Source organism: Sphingomonas sp. DMC8 (assembly GCF_056314185.1).
The window spans coordinates 258,672-284,050 of sequence record NZ_JBQUYV010000007.1 but is presented as its reverse complement, the minus strand read 5'-3'; the positions used below and the strand labels follow the sequence as shown (position 1 = coordinate 284,050).

At 66.0% G+C, this 25,379-nt stretch carries 21 protein-coding genes; 17 read left to right on the top strand and 4 right to left on the bottom strand.

What is annotated here, in order from left to right:
* Positions 1-9: 9 nt before the first annotated feature.
* Positions 10-936, bottom strand: a complete 927-nt coding sequence (locus ACT53K_RS15905) for a Gfo/Idh/MocA family protein (protein ID WP_476229690.1) — start codon at positions 934-936, stop codon at positions 10-12.
* A gap of 104 nt (positions 937-1,040) precedes the next feature.
* Between ACT53K_RS15905 and ACT53K_RS15900 the strand changes: the two genes are divergently transcribed.
* Positions 1,041-2,834, top strand: a complete 1,794-nt coding sequence (locus ACT53K_RS15900; RefSeq protein WP_476229689.1) for an IlvD/Edd family dehydratase — start codon at positions 1,041-1,043, stop codon at positions 2,832-2,834.
* 15 nt (positions 2,835-2,849) lie between these two features.
* Here ACT53K_RS15900 and ACT53K_RS15895 read toward each other — a convergent pair whose 3' ends face one another.
* On the bottom strand, positions 2,850-3,596 hold the full coding sequence (locus tag ACT53K_RS15895; protein WP_476229688.1) for a FadR/GntR family transcriptional regulator: 747 nt from the start codon (positions 3,594-3,596) through the stop codon (positions 2,850-2,852).
* A 190-nt stretch (positions 3,597-3,786) separates the two neighbouring features.
* On the opposite strand from ACT53K_RS15895, the gene ACT53K_RS15890 reads away from it, so the two are divergent.
* From ACT53K_RS15890 to ACT53K_RS15860, 7 genes are all read left to right on the top strand, one after another.
* Positions 3,787-5,415: a sodium/sugar symporter gene (locus ACT53K_RS15890; RefSeq protein ID WP_476229687.1), complete on the top strand. Its 1,629-nt coding sequence runs from the start codon at positions 3,787-3,789 to the stop codon at positions 5,413-5,415.
* Positions 5,406-6,284 (top strand): 2-dehydro-3-deoxygalactonokinase, encoded by an 879-nt coding sequence (locus ACT53K_RS15885; RefSeq protein WP_476229686.1) that lies wholly within the window; start codon positions 5,406-5,408, stop codon positions 6,282-6,284. Before ACT53K_RS15890 ends, ACT53K_RS15885 begins: the two co-directional genes overlap by 10 nt.
* Positions 6,281-6,904, top strand: coding sequence for a 2-dehydro-3-deoxy-6-phosphogalactonate aldolase (locus tag ACT53K_RS15880; protein WP_476229685.1), 624 nt, complete (start codon positions 6,281-6,283; stop codon positions 6,902-6,904). The genes ACT53K_RS15885 and ACT53K_RS15880 overlap by 4 nt, the downstream gene beginning before the upstream one ends.
* Before the next feature lie 116 nt (positions 6,905-7,020).
* Positions 7,021-8,292, top strand: a complete 1,272-nt coding sequence (gene hisS / locus ACT53K_RS15875; RefSeq protein WP_476229684.1) for a histidine--tRNA ligase — start codon at positions 7,021-7,023, stop codon at positions 8,290-8,292.
* A gap of 103 nt (positions 8,293-8,395) precedes the next feature.
* Entirely contained in the window at positions 8,396-9,469 is a 1,074-nt protein-coding gene (gene prfA, locus ACT53K_RS15870; RefSeq protein ID WP_476229683.1) for a peptide chain release factor 1, read from the top strand.
* Between the two features lie 69 nt (positions 9,470-9,538).
* Positions 9,539-10,408 (top strand): peptide chain release factor N(5)-glutamine methyltransferase, encoded by an 870-nt coding sequence (gene prmC / locus ACT53K_RS15865; RefSeq protein ID WP_476229682.1) that lies wholly within the window; start codon positions 9,539-9,541, stop codon positions 10,406-10,408.
* Positions 10,409-10,669: 261 nt separating this feature from the next.
* Entirely contained in the window at positions 10,670-11,497 is an 828-nt protein-coding gene (locus tag ACT53K_RS15860; protein WP_476229681.1) for a DUF4167 domain-containing protein, read from the top strand.
* 249 nt (positions 11,498-11,746) lie between these two features.
* On the opposite strand, the gene ACT53K_RS15855 is transcribed toward ACT53K_RS15860, so the two are convergent.
* Positions 11,747-13,030 (bottom strand): methyltransferase family protein, encoded by a 1,284-nt coding sequence (locus ACT53K_RS15855; protein WP_476229680.1) that lies wholly within the window; start codon positions 13,028-13,030, stop codon positions 11,747-11,749.
* A 160-nt stretch (positions 13,031-13,190) separates the two neighbouring features.
* On the opposite strand from ACT53K_RS15855, the gene ACT53K_RS15850 reads away from it, so the two are divergent.
* The 9 genes from ACT53K_RS15850 (at position 13,191) to ACT53K_RS15810 (ending at position 22,698) form a co-directional block, all read left to right on the top strand.
* Positions 13,191-15,080: a M61 family metallopeptidase gene (locus tag ACT53K_RS15850; protein ID WP_476229679.1), complete on the top strand. Its 1,890-nt coding sequence runs from the start codon at positions 13,191-13,193 to the stop codon at positions 15,078-15,080.
* A gap of 40 nt (positions 15,081-15,120) precedes the next feature.
* Positions 15,121-15,660, top strand: coding sequence for an inorganic diphosphatase (ppa, locus tag ACT53K_RS15845; protein ID WP_476229678.1), 540 nt, complete (start codon positions 15,121-15,123; stop codon positions 15,658-15,660).
* Positions 15,661-15,800: 140 nt separating this feature from the next.
* Positions 15,801-16,325 carry a DUF1345 domain-containing protein gene (locus ACT53K_RS15840; RefSeq protein WP_476229700.1) on the top strand — a complete coding sequence of 175 codons (525 nt, stop codon included), beginning with the start codon at positions 15,801-15,803 and terminating at the stop codon, positions 16,323-16,325.
* A 95-nt stretch (positions 16,326-16,420) separates the two neighbouring features.
* Positions 16,421-16,879 carry a hypothetical protein gene (locus ACT53K_RS15835; RefSeq protein WP_476229677.1) on the top strand — a complete coding sequence of 153 codons (459 nt, stop codon included), beginning with the start codon at positions 16,421-16,423 and terminating at the stop codon, positions 16,877-16,879.
* Between the two features lie 68 nt (positions 16,880-16,947).
* A complete protein-coding gene (uvrB, locus tag ACT53K_RS15830) occupies positions 16,948-19,140 on the top strand; it encodes an excinuclease ABC subunit UvrB (RefSeq protein WP_476229676.1) in 2,193 nt (730 codons plus the stop codon).
* Between the two features lie 146 nt (positions 19,141-19,286).
* A complete protein-coding gene (locus tag ACT53K_RS15825; protein WP_476229675.1) occupies positions 19,287-19,586 on the top strand; it encodes a type II toxin-antitoxin system RelE/ParE family toxin in 300 nt (99 codons plus the stop codon).
* Complete coding sequence (locus ACT53K_RS15820; RefSeq protein WP_476229674.1) at positions 19,555-19,875, top strand: HigA family addiction module antitoxin; 321 nt, start codon at positions 19,555-19,557, stop codon at positions 19,873-19,875. The genes ACT53K_RS15825 and ACT53K_RS15820 overlap by 32 nt, the downstream gene beginning before the upstream one ends.
* A gap of 75 nt (positions 19,876-19,950) precedes the next feature.
* A complete protein-coding gene (locus tag ACT53K_RS15815; RefSeq protein WP_476229673.1) occupies positions 19,951-20,484 on the top strand; it encodes a hypothetical protein in 534 nt (177 codons plus the stop codon).
* 513 nt (positions 20,485-20,997) lie between these two features.
* Positions 20,998-22,698 carry a putative bifunctional diguanylate cyclase/phosphodiesterase gene (locus ACT53K_RS15810; RefSeq protein ID WP_476229672.1) on the top strand — a complete coding sequence of 567 codons (1,701 nt, stop codon included), beginning with the start codon at positions 20,998-21,000 and terminating at the stop codon, positions 22,696-22,698.
* A 4-nt stretch (positions 22,699-22,702) separates the two neighbouring features.
* Here ACT53K_RS15810 and mutS read toward each other — a convergent pair whose 3' ends face one another.
* The gene (gene mutS / locus ACT53K_RS15805) at positions 22,703-25,282 is read right to left on the bottom strand and encodes a DNA mismatch repair protein MutS (RefSeq protein WP_476229699.1); all 2,580 of its coding nucleotides are present in this window, start codon (positions 25,280-25,282) and stop codon (positions 22,703-22,705) included.
* Positions 25,283-25,379 lie beyond the last annotated feature (97 nt).

The following is a 25,379-nucleotide window of genomic DNA, read 5'->3' as shown; positions in this document are numbered from 1 at the left end:
TCAAGTTACTTAAAAAGCGAAGCTTTCGCCGATGGTTCGCTCACCCAGCAGAAATGCATCCGCAACAAGTTGCAATGGACGGACATCAACGTCGCTCTCGCCCGCCGACACCAGTTCGGCGAATCGGGCATAGAGCCGGGCATATTCGCGGTCCGGTGCCTTTTGTTCGGCCTCGCCGGGAAGCTGGACGATGCTACCGCCCAGGCCAAGCCGAAGCGTGCCGGCATCGGTGTCGATCTCGATGTCCCAGGTTTGCGGGCCGGTCTGCAAAAAGTCGAAATCGGCGGTAACGGGGGCGGTGCCGCACCGCATCTTCAGCGCAGCGCGCAGGGGCGAGGCGCGGCCGGCCGGCACTTCCATTGTCGCCGTTTCGAGCAACAGCGCGTCGGGCAAGATGCGCGTGGCGATCGACAGGGCGTTGATGCCGGGATCGAACACGCCGAAGCCGCCCGCAGCCAGAATCCATTCCTGGCCCGGATGCCAGCGGCGAATATCCTCGCGCCAGGTGATCCGCACGGCGTCGATCCGCTTCCCCTTCAGCCACGCCTGTGCGGGCTCCACGCCCGCCGCCTCGCGCGAATGCCAGGTGGTGAACAGCGTGACGCCCTTTGCGCGGGCGCGTTCGGCGAGGTCGGCAATTTCGCTGAGCGTCGCGGCCGGCGGCTTTTCGAGCATGACATGCAGCCCCGCTTCGATGGCGGCACGTGCCTGCTCATACCGCCCGCCGGGTGGGGTGCACAGCGATACGGCGTCGAGCGCATGGCCGCCGGCGATCATCGATTCAATATCGGAATGGGCGGGAATGCCGTCCAGCTGGGCGTTGCGACTGGCCGTGGCGACAAGGTCGAACCGTCCGTCCGCCGCCAGCGCCGGCAAATGCTGGTCGCGTGCAATCTTCCCGATGCCCACGAGCCCAAGGCGAATCCGCTCCGGCATTCTACATCCTTCCTTTTATAAGATATATATGCTCTTTCTATTCACGCAGGGCGCCGGTATCAAGCCGGGCCTCGGCGTCAACGGCGCTCGATAGCGGAGGATGCATGACCGAAGAAGCTGAAACCCCTCGCACCTTGCGTTCGCGGGCGTGGTTCGACAATCCCGCCAACCCGGACATGACCGCGCTCTATGTCGAGCGGTATCTGAATTACGGCATCAGCCTGGAAGAATTGCAGTCGGGAAAGCCGATTATCGGCATCGCCCAAACCGGCAGCGACCTCAGCCCCTGCAACCGCCACCACCTCGAGCTCGCCAAGCGGGTACGCGAGGGGATTCGCGACGCAGGCGGCATCGCCATCGAATTTCCCACCCATCCGATCCAGGAAACGGGCAAGCGGCCGACGGCGGGGCTCGACCGCAATCTCGCGTATCTTAGCCTGGTCGAGACGCTCTATGGCTATCCGATCGACGGCGTGGTGCTGACGATCGGTTGCGACAAGACCACGCCCGCCTGCCTGATGGCGGCCGCCACGGTGAACATTCCCGCCATTGCCCTGTCGGTCGGGCCGATGCTCAACGGCTGGTTCAAGGGCGAGCGCACGGGTTCCGGCACGATCGTGTGGAAGGCGCGCGAGATGCTCGCGGCGGGCGAGATCGACTATAAGGGCTTCATCCAGCTCGTCGCCTCGTCGGCGCCCTCTACCGGCTGGTGCAACACCATGGGCACGGCGACGACGATGAACTCGCTGGCCGAAGCGCTCGGCATGTCGCTCCCCGGCTCGGCGGCGATCCCGGCGCCGTATCGCGACCGGGCCGAATGCGCCTATCGCACCGGGTTGCAGATCGTCGAGATGACGCTGGCGGATCGCAAGCCGAGCGATGTGCTGACGCGCGAGGCGTTCCTCAACGCGATCCGCGTCAATTCGGCGATCGGCGGTTCGACCAACGCGCCGATCCACCTCAACGCGATTGCCCGCCATATCGGCGTGGAACTGAGCCTGGCCGACTGGGAATCGCACGGCGCCGACGTGCCGCTGCTGGTGAACCTGCAGCCGGCGGGCACCTATCTGGGCGAGGATTTTTACCGCGCTGGCGGCGTGCCGGCGGTGATGGGCGAACTGTACCGCGCCGGGCTGCTGCAGGGCGATGCGCTGACCGTGAACGGGCGCACCGTTGCGGACAATGTCGGCACTGCCGAAATCGAGGATGCCGACGTAATCCGCCCGCTTGCCACGCCGCTACGGCCGGCGGCCGGGCTGACCGTGCTGTCGGGCAATCTGTTCGACAATGCGGTGATGAAGCTCTCGGTCATCTCGGACGAGTTCCGCGACCGCTATCTCTCCAACCCTGACGATCCCGGCGCATTCGAAGGCCGCGCCGTGGTGTTCGACGGTCCGGAGGATTATCACCGTCGCATCGACGATCCCGAACTCGCGATCGACGAGAACTGCGTCCTCATCATGCGCGGCGCGGGGCCGGTGGGCTATCCGGGCGGGGCAGAGGTGGTGAACATGCGCCCGCCTGCCGCGCTGATCCGTGCCGGCGTCCATGCGCTTCCCTGCCTGGGCGACGGCCGCCAGTCGGGCACGAGCGGCAGCCCCTCCATCCTAAACGCCGCCCCCGAAGCGGCCGTTGAGGGAGGTCTGGCACTCGTACGCACCGGCGACCGGATCCGCATCGACCTGAATAAACGAACCGCCGACATGCTGGTGAGCGACGAGGAACTGGCCGCGCGCCGCGCCGAACTCGGTATCGACTACGTGCCGGAATCGCAGACGCCGTGGCAGGAAATCCACCGCGATCTCGTCGGTCAGTTCGATGGCGGGGCGGTGTTCGAAAATGCGGTGAAGTATCAGCGCATCGCCCAGACCCGGGGACTGCCGCGCGACAGCCATTGACGTCGACCGCCGTGATCAGGCGGCGCCGTCGCTCAGGCCGGCGCCGTCGATCAGTTCCACCACGTCGCCGATCAGCGCCTGCATCGCGGTTCGGGCGGCTGCAGCGTCCCGAGCGGCGATGGCGTCGCGGACCGCGGCATGGTCGCTCACGCTGGCGGTGCGGCCCTTGATCCGGTTGGTGAAGCGGATCGACGTGCGCAGCGCAGTCGCCACCATATCGCGGAACTGGGCGTAGAAGGGGTTGCCCGAGGCGCGCAGCACCGCGACGTGGAAGGCGATATCTGCATCCAGCGTATCGTCCGTGCCGCGCTCCGCCGCCTCCATCCGCGCCAGGCCCGCGGAAATCTGGCGCAGATCCTCGGCGCTGGCGAAGCGGGCGGCCAGCGCCGCCGCTTCGGGCTCGATCGCGATGCGCAACTGGCTGAACTGGCGCAGCAGGTCGACCGAAAACTGCCGCTCGAGCAGCCAGCGCAGCACATCGGTGTCGAACAGGTTCCACGACGACGCCGGCTGTACCACCGTGCCCTGGCGCGGCCGGGCGCTGAGCAGCCCCTTGGCGGTCAGCATCTTCACGGCTTCGCGCGTCACTGACCGGCTGACGCCGTGCTGCTTGGCAAGCTCGGCTTCGGTGGGGAAGGGTTCATCGTCATAGCGGCCGGTCACGATCGCGCGCCCCAGCGCGTCGAGCATGCCATAGGTCAGGTTGCGCCCCAGCGAGGCACGCGCATCACCGGCGCCGGTGGAATAGGGAAGGGTCGACATCCTCGTGTAGCTCTGCTTTCCCGGCCGCACGCGCAATCCGCAAACGTCCGATATGTTTGCGCTAGGTTAGCCGATGCGCGCCGCTGGACAAGCCCGATAAATAAGATAAATGAACGGCAGCCGCACCACCGCGGCAGACGCCTGAGAAGCGCGGGGCCATGCGCCAGTGCCGGGGCAGCAGGAGTGGAGCATGAGTCTCTCGCAGATCGACCTGATCGTGGTGATCGCCTATGCGATCGGCATCTTCGGCCTTGCCCAATGGGTCAGCCGCGAAAAGCCTGGCCATGCCAAGGATACGGCGGACTATTTCCTCGCATCCAAGTCGCTGCCCTGGTGGGCGATCGGCGCGTCGCTGATCGCGGCGAACATCTCGGCCGAGCAGATCGTCGGCATGTCCGGCTCGGGCTATGCGATGGGGCTCGCCATCGCATCCTATGAGTGGATGGCCGCGCTGACGCTGCTGATTGTCGGCAAGTTCTTCCTGCCGATCTTCCTCCGCAACCGCATCTATACGATGCCGCAGTTCCTTGAGCAGCGTTATGGCCGGCTGCTGCCGGTGCTGATGGCGCTGTTCTGGCTCGCGCTTTATGTGTTCGTGAACCTCACCTCGATCATCTGGCTGGGTTCGATTGCGGTCAACAAGGTGGCCGGCATCGACCAGGGCCACGCGCTGATCGCGCTGGGCCTGTTCGCGCTGCTCTATCAGCTCTGGGGTGGCCTGAAGGCCGTCGCACTGACGGACATCGTGCAGGTGACGCTGCTGGTGCTGGGCGGCCTGGTCGTTTCGTATCTGACGCTCAACCAGATCGGCGGGGGGCATGGTGTGATCGCCGGCTTCCAGGTGCTGACCGCGCGAGCGCCCGACCATTTCCAGATGATCCTGAAGCCGGATAACAAATTCTACAATGACCTGCCCGGCATTGCGGTGCTGGTAGGCGGCCTGTGGATCGCCAATCTAAGCTATTGGGGCTTCAACCAGTATATCATCCAGCGTGCGCTGGCCGCCAAGAATCTGGGCGAGGCGCAGAAGGGCGTGCTGTTTGCGGCGTATCTGAAGTTGCTGATGCCGGTGATCATCGTCCTCCCGGGCATCGCTGCCGTGGTGCTGGCGCCCGACCTGGCCAAGCCCGACGAAGCATATCCGACGATGATGCGGCTGCTGCCGCCGGGGCTGCTCGGGCTGGTATTCGCGGCGCTGGTCGCGGCGATCATTGCGTCGACCGCCTCCAAGATCAATTCGATCGCCACGATCTTCACGCTCGACCTCTATGCCAAGGCGCGCGGCATCCGCACCCGTGGTGAGGATGGCGCCGGTGCCACCGGGCAGGAAAAGCATCTGGTGCTGATCGGCCGCAGCGTTGCTGCGCTGGCGGTGCTGATCGCGATCTTCGCCGCCCGGCCGCTCATCGGCCAGTCCGACCAGGCATTCCAGTTCATCCAGGAATTTTCCGGTTTCTTCACGCCGGGCATCACCGTGATCTTCCTGCTCGGCCTGTTCTGGCGCAGGGCGACCGAAGCGGGGGCGATCGTTGCTGCCGTCGCATCGGTGGTGCTGTCAGCGATGCTCAAGGGTGCGATCCCTGCAGCCTGGCTGCCGGACGCCGCTAACGCCTTTCTGATGCCCTTCATGAACCGGATGCTGGTGGTGTTCCTTGCCAGCCTGATCCTCGCCGTGCTTGTCTCGCTGGCAGCGCCGGCCAAGCGGGAAAAGAATGTGGTGACGATGCAGGGTGTCAGCTTTGCGACGCCGGCTGTGTTCAATATTGGTGGGCTTGGTGTCATTTTGATCCTGATTGCGTTGTACGCGACATGGTGGTGAGTTTTTCCGGCCCGTTCCTCGCGGTTGACTGGGGCACCACCAACCGCCGTGTCTTCGTGATCGAAGGCGGTCGCGTCGCGCATACCGAACGTGACGACAAGGGCGTTACGTCGGTCGCCGACTTCGCGGCCGAAGCGGCGGGCATCCGCGCCCGGCATGGCGACTTGCCGATGCTGATGGCTGGCATGGTCGGCGCCAATATCGGCTGGCAACCCGCGCCCTATGTCGCTGCGCCTGCAGGCATCGCCGAACTGGCGGCGGCGCTGCTCTGGGTCGACAAACGCAGTGCTATCGTGCCGGGCGTGTCGACGCTGATCGCCGGACGGCCGGACGTGATGCGGGGTGAGGAAGTGCAGTTGCTGGGCGCGGTTCGTGCCGGGCTGGCGCCTGCCGATACATTGCTGGTCCAGCCCGGCACCCATTGCAAATGGGTGGAGATGGTTGACGGCCGTATTGCCGATTTCACCACGGCGATGACCGGGGAGCTGTTCGCGTTGCTCCGTAAGCACGGTCTGCTCGCCGCACAACTGGGCGGCGAGGTGCGCGTCGGCCCCGCGTTCCTTGCAGGCGTGGAAGAGGGGCGTAAGCGCGACCTGGCCGCCTCGCTCTTCGGCATCCGCGCGGCGAAAATGCTGGGCGTGCGCGACGACGCCGATGCCGCCGCCTATGCCAGCGGGCTGCTGATCGGCAGCGATGTCGCGGCGCGGCTGGAAAATGCCGGGCATGACAGTGTCCATATCCTTGCCGACCCGATGCTGGGCGGTCTCTATGCGGCGGCGGTCGGCGCACATGGGCGCAAGGCGGTGATTGCCAGCAGCCATGACGCGTTCGTCGCGGGAATCCTCGCCATTGCGGAGCAGATTGCATGAGCCACATCGCCGAATTCGACGCCGCCTTTGTCCGCTGCCCGCTGGTCGCGATCCTGCGTGGGGTAAAGCCAGAAGAGGTGGAGGCGATCGGCGAGGAACTGGTGGCCGCGGGCTTCGCCCTTATTGAAGTGCCGATGAACTCGCCCGATCCGCTGGACAGTGTTGCGCGGCTGGCGAAGCGCTTTTCCGGGCGTGCCGTGATCGGTGCGGGTACGGTGCTGAAGGTCGATCAGGTTCAGGCGGTCGCCGACGCCGGCGGCACGATGATCATTTCCCCGAACGCCAATCTCGATGTGATCCGCGCGAGTGCGGCGGCGGGGCTCGTCTCGCTGCCGGGCATTGCGACCCCCAGCGAGGCTTTCGCGGCGCTGGATGCGGGCGCGACGGCCCTCAAGCTGTTCCCCGCCGAGGCGGCCACGCCGACCGTGTTGAAGGCAATGCGCGCGGTGTTGCCCAAGGATGTGCGAGTGCTGCCGGTCGGCGGCATTGCGCCGGACAATATGGCGCCCTGGACGGCGGCGGGTGCGGCGGGCTTTGGGCTGGGTTCGGCACTGTACAAGCCGGGGCTGAGCGCGGTGGAAGTCGGCGCCAATGCCCGGGCCTTCGCGGCGGCGTTGTAACCCTCCCTCCATTGTTCCCCTCCCGCAAGCGGGAGGGGAACACAGGTAACGCAAGTTTCAGCTCCCCAACGCCCACGTTGCAGCCTGCATCAATCCGGCCTAATAGCCGCGCCCAAATGGCACGTATCCAGACCCCTCAGCGCATCCGGGGCACCCAGGACATTTTCGGCGAAGACCAGCGGCGATTTGCCAAGGTGCTCGAAACGTTCGACCGGGTGCGCAAGCTCTATTGCTTCCAGCGGCTCGAAATCCCGATATTCGAGGCGACCGGCGTGTTCGCGCGGTCGATGGGCGAAACATCGGACGTCGTCTCGAAGGAGATGTACACGTTCGAGGACCGCGGCGGCGATTCGATCACGCTTCGCCCCGAATTTACCGCCGGTATTGCGAGGGCGTACATCACCGAGGGTTGGCAGCAGTTCGCGCCGCTGAAGCTGGCAACCTCCGGCCCGGTTTTCCGCTACGAGCGTCCGCAAAAGGGGCGCTATCGCCAGTTCCACCAGATCGACGCCGAAATCATCGGCGCGCCCGAGCCTGCCGCCGATGTCGAGCTGCTGGTGCTGGCCGACCAGCTGCTCAAGGAACTCGGCATCGCCGAGGGCGTGACGCTGCAGCTCAACACGCTGGGCGATGCCGCGACGCGCGACGCCTGGCGCACCGCGCTGGTGGCGCATTTCGAGGCGCACAAGGGGGAGCTTTCCGAAGACAGCCTAGCCCGTCTGGAAAAGAACCCGCTCCGCATCCTCGATTCGAAGGACCCGCGCGACCGCCCGATCGCGGACAGCGCGCCGGACATCGATGCGTATCTGACCGACGAGGCCGCCGCCTTCTTCAAGGCAGTGACCGACGGGCTGGATGCGGCGGGCGTCGCCTGGACGCGCAACCCGCGGCTGGTGCGCGGGCTCGATTACTACCGCCACACCGCGTTCGAGTTCGTCACCGACCGGCTCGGCGCGCAGGGCACGGTGCTGGCCGGCGGCCGCTATGATGGGCTGATCGGCTCGCTGGGCGGACCAGAGACTGCGGGCGTGGGCTGGGCGGCCGGCGTCGAGCGGCTGGCGATGCTGATCGAGGAGCCGGTAGAGGATATGTCCCGGTCACTAGCCATTGTGCCCGATGGTAGCTCTCTCGAGATCGAGGCGCAGGAAATCGCCTCCCGTCTTCGACGGGCACACTGGCGCGTCGAGTTGGGATTTCGGGGTAACTCGAAGAAGCGGGTCGAAGCAGCAAAGCGGAAGGGCTTCCAAGCAGTTCTCTTCGTAAAGCCCGATCACAAGCTGCATCTTTCAGATGTAACACGGACGCACGAAGAAGCTACGGACCTACTGCTGGCGATCTTGCGTGACCTTCCGGAGCGCTACAATCAAGTTAGCGGCGACAACGCATGAGCCAAGGCGTCATCCCAGCGAATGCTGGGATCTCCCGTAACATGCCCCACCCGATCAGCCCGCTTTGGGAGACCCCAGCGTTCGCTGGGGTGACGGGCAACGCATGACCCGCATCCCCGCGGACCGCATCGCGGCGATCGAGGCGCGGCGTGACGAGTTGCAGGCGCTGATGGCGACGGGCGAGCTTGCCGGCGATCGCTTCGTTCAGGTCTCGAAGGAATATGCCGAGATCGAACCGGTCGCGGCGGCCGCTGGCGACGTGCGGCGGTTGCGTGCTGAGGGAGACTCGCTTCAACGGATGACGCAGGACGCGGATGACGAGCTGCGGGCGATGGCGGTGGAGGAACTTCGCGCCAACGAATCCGCGCTGGTCGATGCCGAGCGCAAGCTTGCGCTCGCGCTGCTGCCCAAGGACGCAGCCGACGAGCGCCCGGCGCTGCTCGAAATCCGCGCGGGCGTGGGCGGGGACGAGGCGGCGCTGTTTGCCGGCGACCTGCTCCGCATGTACCAGCGCTATGCCGACCGGCTCGGCTGGCGGACCGAGCTGATCTCGGCCAGCACTTCGGAAGCGGGCGGCTACAAGGAAGTCGTGGTCGGCATCACCGGCACCGGCGTGTTCGCCAAATTGAAGTTCGAAAGCGGCGTGCACCGCGTGCAGCGCGTGCCGGCGACCGAGGCGGGCGGCCGCATCCACACCTCCGCCGCCACCGTCGCGGTGCTGCCCGAGGCGGAAGAGGCGGACGTGCAGATCGACGAAAAGGATCTGCGCATCGACATCTACCGCGCCTCCGGCCCGGGCGGGCAGGGCGTGAACACCACCGACAGCGCGGTCCGGATCACCCACCTGCCGACGGGGATCGTCGTGATCCAGCAGGACGAGCGCTCGCAGCACAAGAACAAGGCCAAGGCGATGAAGGTGCTCCGCACCCGCCTGTACGAGGCTGAGCGCGAGCGGCTGGCGGCCGAGCGCGTCGGCGCGCGGCGCTCGATGGTCGGCTCGGGCGACCGGTCGGAACGGATACGGACGTATAATTTTCCGCAAGGCCGCGTGACCGACCACCGCATCAACCTGACGCTGCACCGCTTGCCGGAAATCATGGAAGGCGAGCTGGGCGAACTGGTCGGCGCGCTGGTCGCGCAGGACGAGGCAGACCGGCTTGCGCAGCTGGATGGCTGACTTACCCGCCCATATTCCCCTCCCGCTTGCGGGAGGGGCTGGGGGAGGGACCGACGTGGAAGCATTGCTGTGACGTCCGGACAAGAACCGCCGTCCCCTCCCCCGCCCCCTCCCGCAAGCGGGAGGGGAGTAAGAACTGTCCTTGCCGAAGCCACCCGCCAGTTCGAAAGCGTCTCTGACACCCCCCGGCTCGATGCCGAGTTGCTGATGGCCCATGCGCTGGACACCACGCGCGAAGGGTTGTTGCTCGCCCGGCTGAACGATCCCGAACCCGCCGGTTTCGCAGCACTCGTCGCGCGCAGGCTGGCCCACGAGCCGGTCGCCTATATCCTCGGCCGCCGCGCCTTCTGGACGATCGAGCTGGCGGTCGGCCCCGGCGTGCTGATCCCGCGGCCTGACAGCGAGACGCTGATCGAAACGGCTGTGGCGTGGTTTGCCGACCGTGCCCCGGCACGTATCCTCGATCTCGGCACCGGTCCCGGCACGCTGCTGCTCGCAGCGCTCGCCGAATGGCCCGAGGCAGAGGGGCTGGGCGTCGATGCTTCCGAAACCGCGCTCGACTATGCCCGCCGCAATGCCGCGGCGCTGGGCATGGCGAACCGCGCAACCTTCCGCGTGGGCGATTGGGCAGCGGGTATCGACGGCCCGTTCGACCTGATCCTAGCCAACCCGCCCTATATCGGGACGGAGGAGCCGCTGCCGCCGCAGGTGCGCGACCATGAACCGGCCGAGGCGCTGTTCGCGGGTGCCGACGGGCTCGACGATTATCGCCGTATTATTCCGGATATCCCGCGCCTGCTCGCCCCCGGCGGGGCGGCGGTGCTGGAGATCGGCTGGACCCAGGCCGCAGCAGTTTCTTTGCTGGGACAGGAACATGGCCTGTCTCCAAGCGTCTATAAGGATATGGGTGGGCGCCCGCGCGTGGTGCGGCTGACTTGAATCCACGCGAAAACGTCACATATTTCTGCTTGGAGAATGCTGCACCAGCGGCTAGAAGGACGCCGGGGCGAGGCACCTTCAACCAAGTCGTTGAATTAAAGGGCTGAGGCCCGACTCCATGGTCATGTGCGCCGCTGCAGTCCGGCGGCCGTGGCAAGCGGGGAGCACCGGATATCCGGTGCTGTCCGCGAATGTAACCCTGCATCCGGAACCTCGATGGATCGACGGACGGCTTTGTAAAGACAGGACACAGAGACCTTGATGAACAATCGTCAGGCCGGCCGCCGTCGCGGTCGTGGCGGGCAGCAGCGCCAGGGTGGAAACCCGAACAACCAGGGCAACGGCAATCGTATTGACAACCGTGCCCGTGGCAATGCCGCCCAGCTGCTTGAGAAGTACAAGAACCTCGCGCGCGATGCACAGATGCAGGGCGATCGGGTGAATGCTGAATATTATCTGCAGTTCGCCGATCATTACTTTCGCGTGCTGAACGAGAATCGTTCACGCTTCGAGGAACAGAATCAGCAGCGCCGCCAGCGCGAGGAATTCGACGGCGACGAGGACGAATTCGAACTCGAAGGCGAAGCGGGTCGCGAAGACGAGCAGGAGGCGCCGCGCCAGCAGCACCAGCCCCGCCGTGACCGCGAACCGCGCTACGAGCGGGAGGCGCGTGAGCCCCGCGAAGGCCGTGAGCCCCGTGAAGGCCGTGAACCGCGTGAGGGTCGTGAACCGCGGGAACCCCGCGACTATCGCGAATCGCGTGACGATCGCCGCAACGGTCGCAACAACGGCGCCGCCAACGGCTATGCCAATGGTCATGCCGACGAAGCCGCGCAGAATGAAGCCGCTGCGCCGGCCCAGTTTGTCGATGCTCCTGCTCCCGCCGCTGCCGAAGCCGCACCGCGCCGTCGCGGTCGCCCCCGTCGCGAGGCCGCGCCCGTAGAGGCCGAAACCTCGCACGGTATCGACCTGGCAGTACTGCCGCCGGCGATCGGCGCTGAAGCTGCTCCGGCGGAGGAAGAGGCTGTGAAGAAGCCGCGTCGCCGCCGCGTCACCAAGGGCGACGAAGCCGAAGTGCCGGCAGCCTGAATCCAGGCCACAAGCAATCGGTGAAGGGCTCGCTTCCCAAGGGAGGCGGGCCCTTAGCTTTTCCGGGAATCACCCCGAGTTGCGCTGATAAGAACCCATCGCTGCTTGACGAAGCGTCGCCCCGGCGGAAGCCGGGGTCCATTGAAGTCTCGCTATCGGCTCTTGCTGAAAATGAGAGGCGAATGGATCCAGGTTTCCGCCGGGATGACAGAGGAAAGCGGGATGGGGCAGAACCCATGCACCTTGGTATCAGGCGCGGCCGGACAGGCGTGCGAAGAACCGCGGCACCGGACCGTGCCGTTCCATCCAGTCGCGATAGGCGCGATATTCGGGATCGGCGCACAGATGCGCCTCCTCGGTCTTCGCGCGCCAGTAATAGATGCCGCTGACGCAGGCGAGAATTGCGGTGTTGCGCGCGGCATCGACCCAGCCCGTGGTTGCCAGGAAGGGCAGGGTGGAAAGCCACCAGAACAGGTTTTTTGCCAGATAGGCGGGGTGGCGGCTCCAGGCATAGGGGCCGTGCGTCAGCACGCCGCGATGCGTCAGGTTGGAAAAGCGTAGGCCGAACGCCACCGTCGCCCAGGCATAAAGCGCCGTCAGCCCCACCAGCACCGCGCCGGTGATCGCCAGCAGCACGGGGTGGCCCGCCAGCCATATATTCCAGTCGGCGGTGCCCTGATGGTAATCGAGCACGCTGCCCATCAGCGCGAAGGGTGGATAGCAGATCAGCGCCGCCGTCCAGCCCGCCACGCTGGGGTTGGCACTGCGGATGTGGGAATCGAGCGGGCGCAGCGTGAGGATGTAGCCGGCAGTGGCGAAGGCGACATCGATCAGGAACATGAAGGTAATGCAGCACCCTGCCAGCGCCACCGGATCGCGCCACACCTGCCCATAATCGGCGCCAACGAACTGGCCGAAGCCAGGCGGTACGATCGACAGCATGAAGGCGAGGAAAAAGCCCTTCACGGCCCAGCTGCGTGCATGGTTCGCAACGGCGGCCGGGTCGGCACCCTTCAGCCCCATTGCCCAGGCGCCGGCATGCCAGGCGCCGTCACGCGGCGTCACCAGCCGCCGGTCCAGCCACAGGACATAGGGAATCGAGAGCACGAACAGCGCGGGTGCGGCGATGCCGATGCACCACATGGCAAAGGGGAAATTGCCGTAGCGCGGATCCCACCAGAAACGGCCGACCGCATAGATGGCGGCAATCGCGCCCCAGGTGAGCCACAAGCCGGTAAGTTTGGTGATCGAAATCTCCAGCACTTCGCGCCAAGGCCGCCGCAGCGACCAGTCGATGCCGGTGCTGGAGTTGCGGTGGACCTTGTCGACGATCAGCGACCACAGCACCATCGGCAGCGCGCAGGCGGCGACATTGACCAGCGCGGCATAGGGGCCGTCGAGCCGGAAATGGTGCGCGATCGCGACCCAGAGGGTCATGCCGGCCAGCCCCGCCAGCCCGACGCCATGGCTGACGGCAGAGCGCGGCCGCGGCGTGACGGCGGCAGAGGCGCCGAGGGTGGCGTCGTGGAACATGGCGGAAGGCATAGGGCGAAGATGGTTAGAAAGGCGTGAACTGTGCCGCCTGCGCGTTCAGGTGCCGGAAGCCCTTGCAACGGCGCGCGGCGCGGGTAACGATATTACGCAAGGCGCGCAGTTTCTTGCGCGTTCGCCATCCTCCTGAGGTGTTTCGCCGATGATCCGTGCCGTTTCCGCTTTCGCCCTGTTGCTTGCTTCGACTGCGCCCGCGTTCGCGCAGAATTCGGCGCCGCAGCCGGTGCCGATCGTCGACACGATCCCGGCCGCGCGCGACATTCCCTATCCGGGCACGATCAAGCTGGATGTCGACGCGACCGATACCCTGCGCGGCATCTTCCGCGTGCGCGAGACGATTCCGGTGGCGAAGGCCGGCCACCTGACGCTGCTGTTCCCCGAATGGCTGCCCGGCAAGCACGGCCCGCGCGGCGAAATCGAGAAGCTGGCGGGCCTGCAGATCTGCGCGGGCGGCAAGCGGATCGCCTGGACGCGCGATCCGGTCGACGTCTTCGCCTTCCATGTCGATGTGCCCGCCGGCGCGAAGCAGCTCGACCTGGAGTTCCAGTTCGTCTCCGCGACCGAAGGCAATCAGGGCCGTATCGTCATGACGCCGGCGATGATGAGCCTGCAGTTCAATTCGCTGAGCCTCTATCCGGCCGGCTATTTCGTGCGTCGCATTCCGATCCAGGCCACGGTGAAATATCCCGAAGGCTGGTCGGCCGCTGGCGCGGTGCCGGCCAAGGCCAATGGCTCGACCTATACCTATGAAAAGACCACCTACGAGATCCTGATGGATTCGCCGGTGCTCGCCGGCCGCTATTACCGGCCGATCGAGCTCAGCCCGCGCGTTACGCTCGATATGTTCGCCGACACGCCCGAAGAACTGGAAGCGACGCCCGAACAGATCGACGCGCACAAGCGCCTGGTCGATCAGGCGGTGAAGACCTTCGGCACCCAGCATTACGACCATTATCATTTCCTGCTGTCGATCAGCGACGACCTGGGCGGTATCGGCCTGGAGCATCATCGCAGCTCCGAAGACGGCGTGGGGCTGGGCTATTTCACCAAGTGGAAGGAACAGGCCGGCGCGCGCAACCTGCTCCCGCACGAATATACCCATAGCTGGGACGGCAAGTACCGTCGCGGCGCCGAGCTGTGGACGCCCGATTACCGGATGCCGATGCGCGACCAGTCGCTGTGGGTCTATGAAGGCCAGACCCAGTTCTGGGGCTATGTGCTCCAGGCGCGCTCCGGTCTGGTCAGCAAGGAAGAGACGCTCGACGCCTATGCCAACATCATGGCCAGCCTCGACACGCGCGCCGGCCGCCAGTGGCGCCCGCTGATCGATACCACCAACGATCCGATCCTCACCGCACGTGCGCCCAAGCCCTGGACGAGCTGGCAGCGCTCCGAAGACTATTACAACGAAGGCCTGCTGGTGTGGATGGAGGTCGACTCGATCCTGCGCGAGAAGAGCGGCGGCACCAAATCGATCGACGATTTCGCCCGCGCCTTTTTCGGCGGTCGCGACGGCGATTATGGCGAAGTCACTTACACGTTCGACGATGTAGTGAAGACGCTGGACGGCATCGTCGCCTATGACTGGCACAAGCTGCTGACCGAGCGGCTGTACGACGTATCCGACCATGCGCCGCTGAAGGGATTCGAGCGCAACGGCTACAAGCTCGTCTATACCGATGTGCCGAACAAGGGCGGCCGGCCGGGTTTTGCCGATCTCAGCTATTCGCTGGGGCTTGCCGTGGGCAAGAAGGGCGTCGCCGGCGTCGCCTGGGACGGTCCTGCATTCAAGGCGGGGATCACGCTGGCCGACGAAATCGTCGCCGTGAACGGCCGTGCCTATTCGAGCGAGATGCTGATCGATGCGGTCAAGGGCGCCAAGGGCACCAAGGTGCCGATCGTGCTGACGCTGAAGCGTGGCGAACGCTATCGTGATGTCGCCATCGACTATCATGACGGCCTGCGCTATCCGCACCTCGTCAAGACGGCGCAAGGAGAGGCTGGCCTAGACAAGCTGCTTCAGCCCCGCTGAGACGGGGCGGGGCCGCCAACCAACAGGTGCTTGAAACACAATGCGTATTGACCTGATTCCCGTCGGCGACGATCCGCCGAACAACCTGAACGTCATCATCGAAGTGCCGGTGGGCGGCGAGCCGGTGAAATATGAGTTCGACAAGGCCAGCGGCGCGCTGTTCGTCGATCGCATCCTGCACACGCCGATGCGCTATCCGGCGAACTATGGCTTCGTGCCGCACACGCTGTCGCCCGACGGCGATCCGCTCGACGCGCTGGTCATTGCCCGCTCGCCCTTCGTTCCGGGTTGCGTCGTGCGCGCGCGTCCGATCGGCGTGCTGAAGCTGGAAGACGAAGCCGGCGGCGACGAGAAGCTGGTGTGCGTGCCGGTCGACAGCACTTTCCCCTATTACAGCGACATCGGCGAGCGGACCGACCTGCCGTCGATCGTGCTCCAGCAGATCGAGCATTTCTTCAAACACTATAAGGATCTCGAATCCGAAAAGTGGGTGCGGATCGGCAACTGGGGCGATGCCGCCGAAGCGCGCCAGATCGTGCTCGAAGCGATCGAGGCCGCCAAGAAGGCGAAGGCAGCCTGAGCAGGAAGACGCTGCGGCGCGGGGCACATCGCCGGGGAATCGGCAATGTGCTCGCGCCGCCGCGATTCCTGGCCTTCGCGCTGGTCACCACCGTCGCGACGCTGCTGCTGCACCCTTATTGGGGGCTGCGCGGCGGCGTGATGCTGGGGTTCGACATCGGCGCGACCTGTTTCCTGGCGCTGTGCGTGCCGATGCTGCGCCACCAGTCGGAAGCGATGCGGCGATCGGCCTGCGCCAATGATGCCAACCGGCTGGTGCTGCTGGGCATTACCGGCGCCGTGACGGTGGTGATCCTGATCGCGGTCGCCAGCGAGCTGATGGAGCGCAAAGCGCCACAGCCCGGCGCACTGGCGCTGATCCTCACGACATTGGCGCTAAGCTGGACGTTCAGCAACAGCGTCTATGCGCTGCATTATGCCCATCTCTTCTACACCGCCGCGCCCGGCGGCCGCGACCAGGGCGGGCTGCAGTTCCCCGAGACGCCGGAGCCCAATTACTGGGACTTCATCTATTTCGCTTTCTGTCTGGGCATGACCTTCCAGACCAGCGACGTGTCCGTCACCACAAGGCGGATGCGCCGGGTCGTGACGCTGCACTGCATTGCCGCCTTCGTGTTCAACCTGGGCGTGCTGGCCTTTACGATCAACGTGCTAGGCGGGAGCTGAACGCCACTTCCGGGATGCCTCCGGGCGAGGCCGTATTGCGCGGGGGCGGGCGAGCGCAGTATGGAAGCGCACCCTGGGGAGGGGCGGATTTCAGCATGGCGAGCGTCGTGCGGCCACAGGGCCGACTGGATACCAGCATCGATCGCGCGGGACTCGCGCTCGCCGCCGGCAGTGCGCTGGGCGGGGTGCTGATCCTTGCGCTGCTGGTGGCCGGCGGACAGCGCAGCCCGCTGGCGCTCGCTGCCGGCTGGGTGCTGGGCAGCCTGTTCTCGGGAATTGCGATCACTGCGGTGGCCGGGCCGCTCTGGCTGGTATTCCACGTCGCCGGTCTGCGCCGCGCCCGGCATGCCGCGCTGGTCGCCGGCGTCACCGCGCTGGGCCTGTTCACCGGCGCGCAGACCTATGGCTTCGGCGCGCTGGGCCTGCCGCCGATGGACAGCCGCGCCTGGATGATGCGCTGGATCAGCGCGCTCGGCACCAGCGCCCTGATCGCGCTGATCGCCGCCGGAATCGGCCTGGTGATGTGGCGGATCGCCTATCGGGCGCGGGATTAGCGCGTTCGGGGCGGTGCCCGTGCGTACATGCTCTGTTCTTTTCCCGCCGGCGCCCCCATATTCGCGCCATGGCAATCCAGATTCGCACATCGCTGGACGAACCGGAAACCGGCCAGTCCTTCGTGCCCCACCGCCCGCAGCGCCCGGAAAAGGCAGAAGGGGGGCGGCGGTTCAAGCTGGTTTCCGACTATCAGCCCTCGGGCGACCAGCGTTTCGCGATTCCCGAACTGGTGGAACAGGCGCGCGCCGGCGAGCGCGACCAGGTGCTGCTGGGCGTCACCGGATCGGGCAAGACCTACACCATGGCCAAGGTGATCGAGGAGCTGCAGCGCCCCGCGCTGATCCTCGCGCCGAACAAGATCCTTGCCGCGCAGCTGTACGGCGAGTTCAAGAGCTTCTTCCCCGAAAACGCGGTCGAATATTTCGTCAGCTATTACGATTACTACCAGCCCGAGGCCTATGTGCCGCGGTCGGACACGTACATCGAGAAGGAAAGCTCGATCAACGAGGCGATCGACCGGATGCGCCACGCCGCGACCCGGTCGCTGCTCGAGCGCGACGACGTGATCATCGTCGCCTCGGTCTCATGCCTCTATGGTATCGGTTCGGTCGAAACCTATTCGGCCATGGTGTTCGACCTGAAAAAGGGCCAGGTGGTCGACCAGCGCGAGATCATCCGCAAGCTCGTCGCGCTCCAGTACAAGCGCAACGACGCCGCCTTCGGGCGCGGCGCCTTCCGGGTGCGCGGCGACAATCTGGAGCTCTTCCCCTCGCACTATGAGGATACCGCCTGGCGGATCAGCTTCTTTGGCGACGAGATCGAGGAGATTGTCGAGTTCGATCCGCTCACCGGCAAGAAGGTGGCGAGCCTCGATTATGTTCGCGTCTATGCCAACAGCCACTATGTGACACCCGGGCCGACGCTGAAACAGGCGATGGAAGGCATTCGCCACGAACTGGCCGAACGGCTGAAGGAACTGGAGGCCGAGGGCAAGCTGCTGGAGCTGCAGCGGCTGGAGCAGCGCACCAATTTCGACCTGGAAATGATCGCGGCCACCGGCTCTTGCGCAGGCATCGAGAATTACAGCCGTTTCCTCACCGGCCGCCTGCCCGGCGAGCCGCCGCCCACCTTGTTCGAATATCTGCCCGAAAACGCGCTGCTGTTCGTCGACGAGAGCCATCAGACGATCGGCCAGATCAACGGCATGTCGCGCGGCGACCACAAGCGCAAGCTGACGCTCGCCGAATATGGCTTTCGCCTGCCGAGCGCGATCGACAACCGGCCGCTGCGCTTCAACGAATGGGACGCAATGCGGCCGCAGACCACCTATGTCTCGGCCACACCGGGCGACTGGGAGATGGAGCGCACCGGCGGCGTGTTTGTCGAGCAGGTGATCCGCCCCACCGGCCTGATCGATCCGCCGGTCGAGATCCGGCCGGTCGAGGAGCAGGTGCAGGATCTGATCCAGGAGTGCAAGGCAACCGCCGCCAAGGGATACCGCACGCTGGTGACGACGCTCACCAAGCGCATGGCCGAGGATCTGACCGAATATATGCACGAGGCGGGCGTGAAGGTCCGCTACATGCACTCGGACACCGAGACGCTGGAACGCATCGAACTGATCCGCGATCTGCGGATGGGCGTGTACGACGTGCTGATCGGCATCAACCTGTTGCGCGAGGGGCTCGACATTCCCGAATGCGGACTGGTGGCGATTCTCGATGCCGACAAGGAAGGATTCCTGCGATCCGAGACCTCGCTCATTCAGACGATCGGTCGTGCGGCGCGCAACGTGGAGGGGCGGGTGATCCTCTATGCCGATCGCATGACCGGCAGCATGGAACGCGCGCTGGCCGAGACCAACCGCCGCCGCGAGAAGCAGATGGCGTATAATGCCGAACACGGCATCACGCCGGAGACGGTGAAGAAGAATATCGGCGACATCATCGCCCATGTCGCCTCGAAGGACGGCGTGACGGTGGAGATCGATGCGGACCGCCCGCACATGGTCGGCCACAATCTGCGCGCCTATATCGAAGAGCTCGAGAAGAAGATGCGCGACGCGGCGGCGAACCTGGAGTTCGAGGAAGCCGGTCGCCTGCGCGACGAAATCCGCGCGCTGGAGGCGGAAGAACTCGGGTTGCCCGAAGGCGAGCGCAAGGCGCCGGTGATGGGGCGGAGCAACGAAGGCAAGCCGGGCACGCGCAAGACGCGGTACGGGAAGCAGACCAAGACGCGGATGGGGGCGGGGCGGCGGTAACCGTTACAGCAAGAAATTTAGGTGCGTCCTGCTAGTCGCGCGACTTCCCGTCTCGTTTGTCAACCTGCTTTTTGAAGAGTCTATGAATAACCAGTTTGTCACTGCAACCATCGCTGCATCAATACAGAGCTCGTATTCAACATGCGGTGAGCGGCGCGATGATCCGAAGCTTTGCTGAGCAAGAAACGTTACGTATTTTTGAGGGTGGCCGAAGTCGGTCACTCCCGTCCAACATCCAGCAGACCGCGCGCCGCAAACTGCGTATCCTCAACCGCGTGACCAGCCCGCTGGAACTGCGCGAGCCTCGGGGTAATCGCCTTGAGGAGTTGAAGGGCGACCGCAAAGGGACATATAGTATCCGCATAAACGACCAGTGGCGGATCACCTTCCGCTGGGTGGATGGAGGCGCGGACGATGTCCGGATCGAGGATTACCATCGCGGATGAGGACCGGCTGGACAATGTCCATCCCGGCGAGATCCTGCGTGAGGATTTTCTGGTCGGCTCGGCGTTTCCGCTGGAAGAAGTTGCGGCGGGCGCCGGTATCGACCCGACGAAGCTCGCCAGACTGGTTGCTGGAGAGATTTCGGTCGATGCGGAGACCGATTTGCGGCTGACGCGTTATCTCCGCATGTCGGAAGGTTTTTTCCTTGGCCTTCAAAACGACTATGATCTGGAAGCGGCAAAGCGTGCGATGAATGGCGCGCTCGACCGCATCGTACCGCGCGCTGCTTGAGCAATCCGTCGGGTTCATCGCTCGTCATGGCCCCGGACGGTTGAGCGTCGCTCTACGCTCCCCCATAAGCCACTCATGCGTTCCTTCCCCCGTATTACCACCGCCGCCCTTGTCATCCTCGCCGGCTGCGTTCCTGCCCCCAGCACGCCGCCGCCCGCCGCGCGGCCGGTGCCGGTTCCGCCGCCGCTCGCACCGCCGCCGCCCAAGCCCGCTGCACCCGTCGCCGACTGGCGGGACTGGTCGCTGACGCCCGGGGACTGGGCCTATCGCCGGGACGCGCGCGGCAGCATCGCGCTGTTCGGCGTGGCGGGGCAGGAGGCGCAGGTGACGCTGCGGTGCGACAAGGCGCGGGCGCGGGTGTATCTGTCGCGGCAGGGGACGATGCCGGCGGCGCTCACCATCCGCACCACCAGTACGGTGCGTGCCGTGCAGGGGGTGCCGACCGGGGGCACGCCGCCCTATGTCGCGGTGGAGTTTGCGCCCGGCGATCCGCTGCTCGACGCAATGGGATTCAGCCGCGGGCGCTTCCTGATCGAAGGCGGCGCAGGCACGCTCACCGTACCGGCCTGGCCGGAGATTCTGCGCGTGGTGGAGGATTGCCGGGGGTGACGCGGTAGCCACCGCTTCGGCCCAGAATTCCAGAATCGCACCAATAAAAACTTATTACAAGACTTGTTCTGCGACTCGGCATGACTCTACAAGTCAAGTGTGCCGGGTGGCACAGGCTCTTCAACTGGCGAAAGGAGGTGATCCGATGTCTCATGGTTCAGCAATGAGGTCGGTTCAGTTCGTTCGGGAGACGCGCCGCTAATCCTGTTGCGCGGACGGAAGCCCTCCGTCCGTGATGCCGTGCGGGAGGTATCCTCCTCCAATCAACGCCGGCAGCGACAGGCAAAGCGGCCCGCATGGTCTCCCGGGCTGGAGCTCTCCGGCCGCTGACCATGTCGGAGGTCGCCGGGTACCCTGGAGAGGGGCCCGGCGGCCTCTTTCATTTTCGGGGCCGAAACGGTTACCGGAACCTTGACGGGGCCGTATGGAACTGCCCCAACTTGTTCCGGCCACTGCCATCGCGGCACAAGTTGCATCATCGACACCCAGCGTGGATGCAGCGAAAGTACAAGCGTGGCGAAGGACAGCACCAACAGCGTCGGCCGCCTTCCTGCCACCCGCGGCTGTGTGGAGGCGGTGCTTGAAGCGCTGCCGCAACCGGCATTGCTTGTCGATCGCTGGCACCGCATCGTCGTCGCCAATACAGCGCTAAGCCGCATGGGCGGCTATTCGCACAGCCAGCTGATCGACGGTACGCCCGAAGATTTCATGTGCGCGGAAAGCGCCGCGCGGGTCCGCAGCGAACATGCCCGGGTCTTTGCGACCGGTGAGGATATGGAAAGCGAAGAGACGCTTCGCGCGGCCGATGGTCGCGACATCCATGTCATCTGCCGTCGCCGGCTCATCGACGTGCAGGGCGAGCGCCTGCTGCTGACAGTGATTACCGACCTGACCGAGCGCTATGAAGCAGAGGCGCGCAACCGCTATCTGGCGCTGCACGACCCGCTCACCGGGCTCGCCAATCGCAAACTGCTTGCGGATCGGCTGCGCTATGCGCTGGACCGTGACGGTGCGGCATCACCGGCGTTGATTTTCGTCGACCTGGACCATTTCAAGGACGTCAATGATGCGTTCGGCCATCCTGCGGGCGACGCACTGCTGCGCAGCTTTGCCGACCGGCTGAGCGCGCTGATGCGCGGTTCGGACACGGTGGCACGCATCGGCGGCGACGAGTTCGCAGTGCTGGTCAGCGATGCGGGCTGCGAAAAGGCGTTGGAAGCGCTGTGCCGCGCGATTCTGGCGGTGGCGGCACAACCGGTCGAACTTCCGGGTGGCACTGTCATCAGCGGCGCATCGGTCGGTTGTGCGGCGGCAGAAGCCGGCGTCGATCCCGATGAACTGCATCGCCGCGCCGATGTCGCGGTGTACGAGGCGAAGCGCGAAGGCCGTGGCTGCTACCGGATGTTCGACGCGGCGCTGGGCGAGCGGCTGCGCGAGCGGCGGGCGCTGGAAAAGGATCTGCGGGCGGCGATCACTGCCGGCGACCAGTTCGACGTGCATTATCAGCCCGTCGTCGAGTTCTCGGGCAGCCGGCTGGTGGGCATGGAAGCGCTGGTGCGCTGGCGCCATCCCGAACGCGGGCTGCTGATGCCCGGCACCTTCATCGGCATTGCGGAGGAAACGGGGCTGATCGTGCCGCTGGGCGAGCAGGTGCTGGCCCAGGCGGCTCGGACGATGGCGGCCTTTCCGGGCGTGCCGATTGCCGTGAACCTGTCGCCGGTCCAGTTGCGCAGTCCGGGCATGGATGCGCGAATCCTGGAGATATTGAAGGCGGAGGGATTGCCGCCCAGCCAGTTGCAGCTGGAGATTACCGAAACCGCGATGCTCACCGTCGACCAGCCGGTGCGGGATACGCTCGCCCGGCTGCGGCGCGAGGGTGTACAACTGGTGCTCGACGATTTCGGTACCGGCTATTCCAGCCTGTCGCACCTCCACCGGCTGGCGGTGGACCGGGTGAAGATCGACCAGAGCTTCGTGCGCGAACTGGGCACGTCGCAGGACGCGCGGGCGATCATCCAGGCGGTGCTGGGCATCGGCCATTCGCTGGGAATCGGCGTTACGGCCGAAGGCGTTGAGCAGGATGCGCAGCGCGTGTTCCTGCGTGCCTTTGGCTGCAACGAGTTCCAGGGCTATCTGTTCTCGCGGCCGCTGGCGCATGACGATGCCGTGGCGTTCATGGTCCGCGCCCAGGAGGCCGAGCGGCGCGCGGCCTGAGCCTTCAGCCTTCGCGCGCCAATCCCTTCAGCCGGTACAGCAGGTCCAATGCCTCGCGTGGGCTGAGGGCGTCGACATCGAGCCCCTCCAGTTCTGCACGCAGGGCGTCGACCTTTTCCTCTTCTACCTGCTGCGCGGCAGCGAACAGCGGGAGGTCGTCGAGGCCCGCCGCAAGCCCGCCAGTCTTGGCGCGGCCCGCTTCCAGCTTGTCGAGCACCGCCTTCGCGCGCTTTACGGTTGCCGGCGGCATCCCCGCCAGCCGCGCGACTGCCAGGCCATAGCTGCGATCCGCAGGCCCCTCGGCGAGTTCGTGGAGCAGGACGAGGTCGCCCTTCCATTCGCGGGCGCGGACATGGTGGAGGGTGAGCGCGTCGCAGCGTTCGGCCAGCCGGGTCAGTTCGTGATAATGGGTCGCGAACAGGCAGCGGCAGCGATTGTCCTCATGAATCGCCTCCACCACTGCCCAGGCGATGGCGAGGCCGTCATAGGTCGAGGTGCCGCGCCCGACCTCGTCGAGGATCACGAAGCTGCGCGGGGTGGCCTGCGCCAGGATCGCCGCGGTCTCGACCATTTCGACCATGAAGGTCGAGCGGCCGCGCGCGAGATTGTCCGAGGCGCCGACGCGGCTGAAAAGCCGGTCGACCAGCCCCAGCGTCGCGCGGGTGGCGGGGACATAGCTGCCGGCCTGTGCCAGTACCGCAATCAGCGCGTTCTGGCGCAGGAAGGTCGACTTGCCGCCCATGTTCGGGCCGGTGACCAGCCACAATCGGGAGTCTTCTGAAAGCTTGCAGTCATTCGCCACGAACCGGCCGCCGGCGCGGGTGACGGCGGCTTCGACCACCGGGTGACGCCCCCCCTCGATGTCGAAACAGGCATGGTCGACCAGCGCCGGGCGCGCCCAGCCGCCTTCCGCTGCGCGTTCGGCCAGCGCCGCGGCGACATCGATCCGGGCGAGCGCGTCGGCGGTGGCGGCGATCGCTTCGCTGCGGGCGAGTGCTTGCCCGGTCAGATCCTCCAGATGCGCGGCTTCGGCGGCGAGCGCATGGGCGCCGGCCTGCGTCACCTTGATCGCGACATCGTGCAGCTCGGGCGCGTTGAAGCGGACGACGCCGGCCAGCGTCTGGCGATGGGTAAAGCCGCTGTCGGGCTTCATCAGCGCATCGGCCGAGCGGGCCGGCACTTCGATATGATAACCGAGCACGCCGTTATGGCGGATCTTGAGTGCCGAAATGCCGGTGCGGGCGCGATAATCGCCCTCCAGCGCGGCAATGGCGCGGCGGCCCCCGGCACCGGCATCGCGCAGATCGTCGAGCGCGGCGTCATAGCCCTCGGCAATGTAACCGCCATGCGCTGCATCGACCGGCGGCTCGGGCACCAGCGCGCGGCCAAGCAGGTCGATCAGCGCGCCGTGCCCGCGCAGTTGCGGCGCCAGTTCGCGCAGCAGGGCGGGGGCGTCGGCAAGCTGGTCGAGCCGCTCGCCGAGCCGCCAGGCGCCGTCGAGGCCGTCGCGCAGCTGGCCGAGATCGCGCGGCGACCCGCGACCAGCAGCAAGGCGGCCGAGCGCGCGGCCGATGTCGGGCAGGGCACGCAGCGTGGCGCGGACGCTGTCGCGCAGGCTCGAATCGTCGTGGAAATGCTGGACGAGGTCGAGCCGCGCGTCGATGGCGGCGCGGTCCATCAGCGGGGCGGCGATGTCGGCGCCGAGCAGCCGGGCGCCGGCGCCGGTGACGGTGCGGTCGACCGCATCGAGCAGGCTGCCCTTGCGTGTGCCGGCGGCGCTGACGGTCAGCTCCAGGCTCTCGCGCGTCGCGGCGTCGATCGCCATCGCCGCTTCGGCCTGGCTGATGCGCGGCGGGCGGAGAAAGGGCAGTGAGCCCTTGGCGGTGTGGTCGAGATAGGCAACCAGCCCGCCTGCTGCTGCAAGCCCCGCGCGCGAGAACTGGCCGAATCCGTCGAGCGTGGCGACGCCGAACAGCGACTTCAGACGCGCTTCGCCGCCGCTGCTGTCGAAATCGATCCTGGGCCGCAAGGCGGTGGCGAGATCGGCAAAGTCGCTCGCCTCGCTGGCGATGATCTCCGCCGGGTTCAGGCGGGCGAGTTCGGCACTCAGGCGCGGGGCTTCGGTCTCGATCAGCTCGAAGCGACCCGTCGAGATGTCGGCACAGGCGATGGCGACGCCGCCGCCCGCCTCGCCCACCGCCACGCACCAGTTGGCGCTGCGGCTGTCGAGCAGCGCTTCCTCGGTCAGGGTGCCGGCGGTGACGACCCGGATAATCGCCCGGGCAACCAGCGCCTTGGATCCGCCGCGTTTCTTCGCTTCCTCGGGCGTCTCGGTCTGGTTGGCGATGGCGACGCGGTGGCCGGCCTTGATGAGGCGCGCGAGATATGCCTCCATCGCGTGCACCGGCACACCGCACATCGGAATCTTGTCGCCGTCATGCTCGCCGCGGGCGGTGAGGGCGATGTCGAGCACGGCGCTGGCGATCTTCGCATCCTCGAAGAACAGCTCGAAGAAGTCGCCCATCCGGTAGAAGAGCAGGCAATCCCCCGCCTCTTCCTTGAGCGCGAGATACTGGGCCATCATCGGAGTGGGGGCGGCAGACGACATCCGCTTGCGCTACCGGATTGCAGGGGGCGCGCACAACCGCCGCGATGGGATGACGGCTGCAGAAATTGGGGAT

What these genes read in the sequence shown, in the direction of transcription:
- mutS (WP_476229699.1), bottom strand. Translation starts at nt 25,282, where the DNA reads ATGATGGCCCAGTATCTCGCGCTCAAGGAAGAGGCGGGGGATTGCCTG.
- ACT53K_RS15880 (WP_476229685.1), top strand. Translation starts at nt 6,281, where the DNA reads ATGAGCCACATCGCCGAATTCGACGCCGCCTTTGTCCGCTGCCCGCTG.
- ACT53K_RS15840 (WP_476229700.1), top strand. Translation starts at nt 15,801, where the DNA reads ATGCTGGGGTTCGACATCGGCGCGACCTGTTTCCTGGCGCTGTGCGTG.
- ACT53K_RS15835 (WP_476229677.1), top strand. Translation starts at nt 16,421, where the DNA reads ATGGCGAGCGTCGTGCGGCCACAGGGCCGACTGGATACCAGCATCGAT.
- ACT53K_RS15855 (WP_476229680.1), bottom strand. Translation starts at nt 13,030, where the DNA reads ATGTTCCACGACGCCACCCTCGGCGCCTCTGCCGCCGTCACGCCGCGG.
- uvrB (WP_476229676.1), top strand. Translation starts at nt 16,948, where the DNA reads ATGGCAATCCAGATTCGCACATCGCTGGACGAACCGGAAACCGGCCAG.
- ACT53K_RS15850 (WP_476229679.1), top strand. Translation starts at nt 13,191, where the DNA reads ATGATCCGTGCCGTTTCCGCTTTCGCCCTGTTGCTTGCTTCGACTGCG.
- ACT53K_RS15900 (WP_476229689.1), top strand. Translation starts at nt 1,041, where the DNA reads ATGACCGAAGAAGCTGAAACCCCTCGCACCTTGCGTTCGCGGGCGTGG.
- ppa (WP_476229678.1), top strand. Translation starts at nt 15,121, where the DNA reads ATGCGTATTGACCTGATTCCCGTCGGCGACGATCCGCCGAACAACCTG.
- prfA (WP_476229683.1), top strand. Translation starts at nt 8,396, where the DNA reads ATGACCCGCATCCCCGCGGACCGCATCGCGGCGATCGAGGCGCGGCGT.
- ACT53K_RS15860 (WP_476229681.1), top strand. Translation starts at nt 10,670, where the DNA reads ATGAACAATCGTCAGGCCGGCCGCCGTCGCGGTCGTGGCGGGCAGCAG.
- ACT53K_RS15895 (WP_476229688.1), bottom strand. Translation starts at nt 3,596, where the DNA reads ATGTCGACCCTTCCCTATTCCACCGGCGCCGGTGATGCGCGTGCCTCG.
- ACT53K_RS15885 (WP_476229686.1), top strand. Translation starts at nt 5,406, where the DNA reads ATGGTGGTGAGTTTTTCCGGCCCGTTCCTCGCGGTTGACTGGGGCACC.
- ACT53K_RS15815 (WP_476229673.1), top strand. Translation starts at nt 19,951, where the DNA reads ATGCGTTCCTTCCCCCGTATTACCACCGCCGCCCTTGTCATCCTCGCC.
- ACT53K_RS15890 (WP_476229687.1), top strand. Translation starts at nt 3,787, where the DNA reads ATGAGTCTCTCGCAGATCGACCTGATCGTGGTGATCGCCTATGCGATC.
- ACT53K_RS15820 (WP_476229674.1), top strand. Translation starts at nt 19,555, where the DNA reads ATGTCCGGATCGAGGATTACCATCGCGGATGAGGACCGGCTGGACAAT.
- hisS (WP_476229684.1), top strand. Translation starts at nt 7,021, where the DNA reads ATGGCACGTATCCAGACCCCTCAGCGCATCCGGGGCACCCAGGACATT.
- ACT53K_RS15905 (WP_476229690.1), bottom strand. Translation starts at nt 936, where the DNA reads ATGCCGGAGCGGATTCGCCTTGGGCTCGTGGGCATCGGGAAGATTGCA.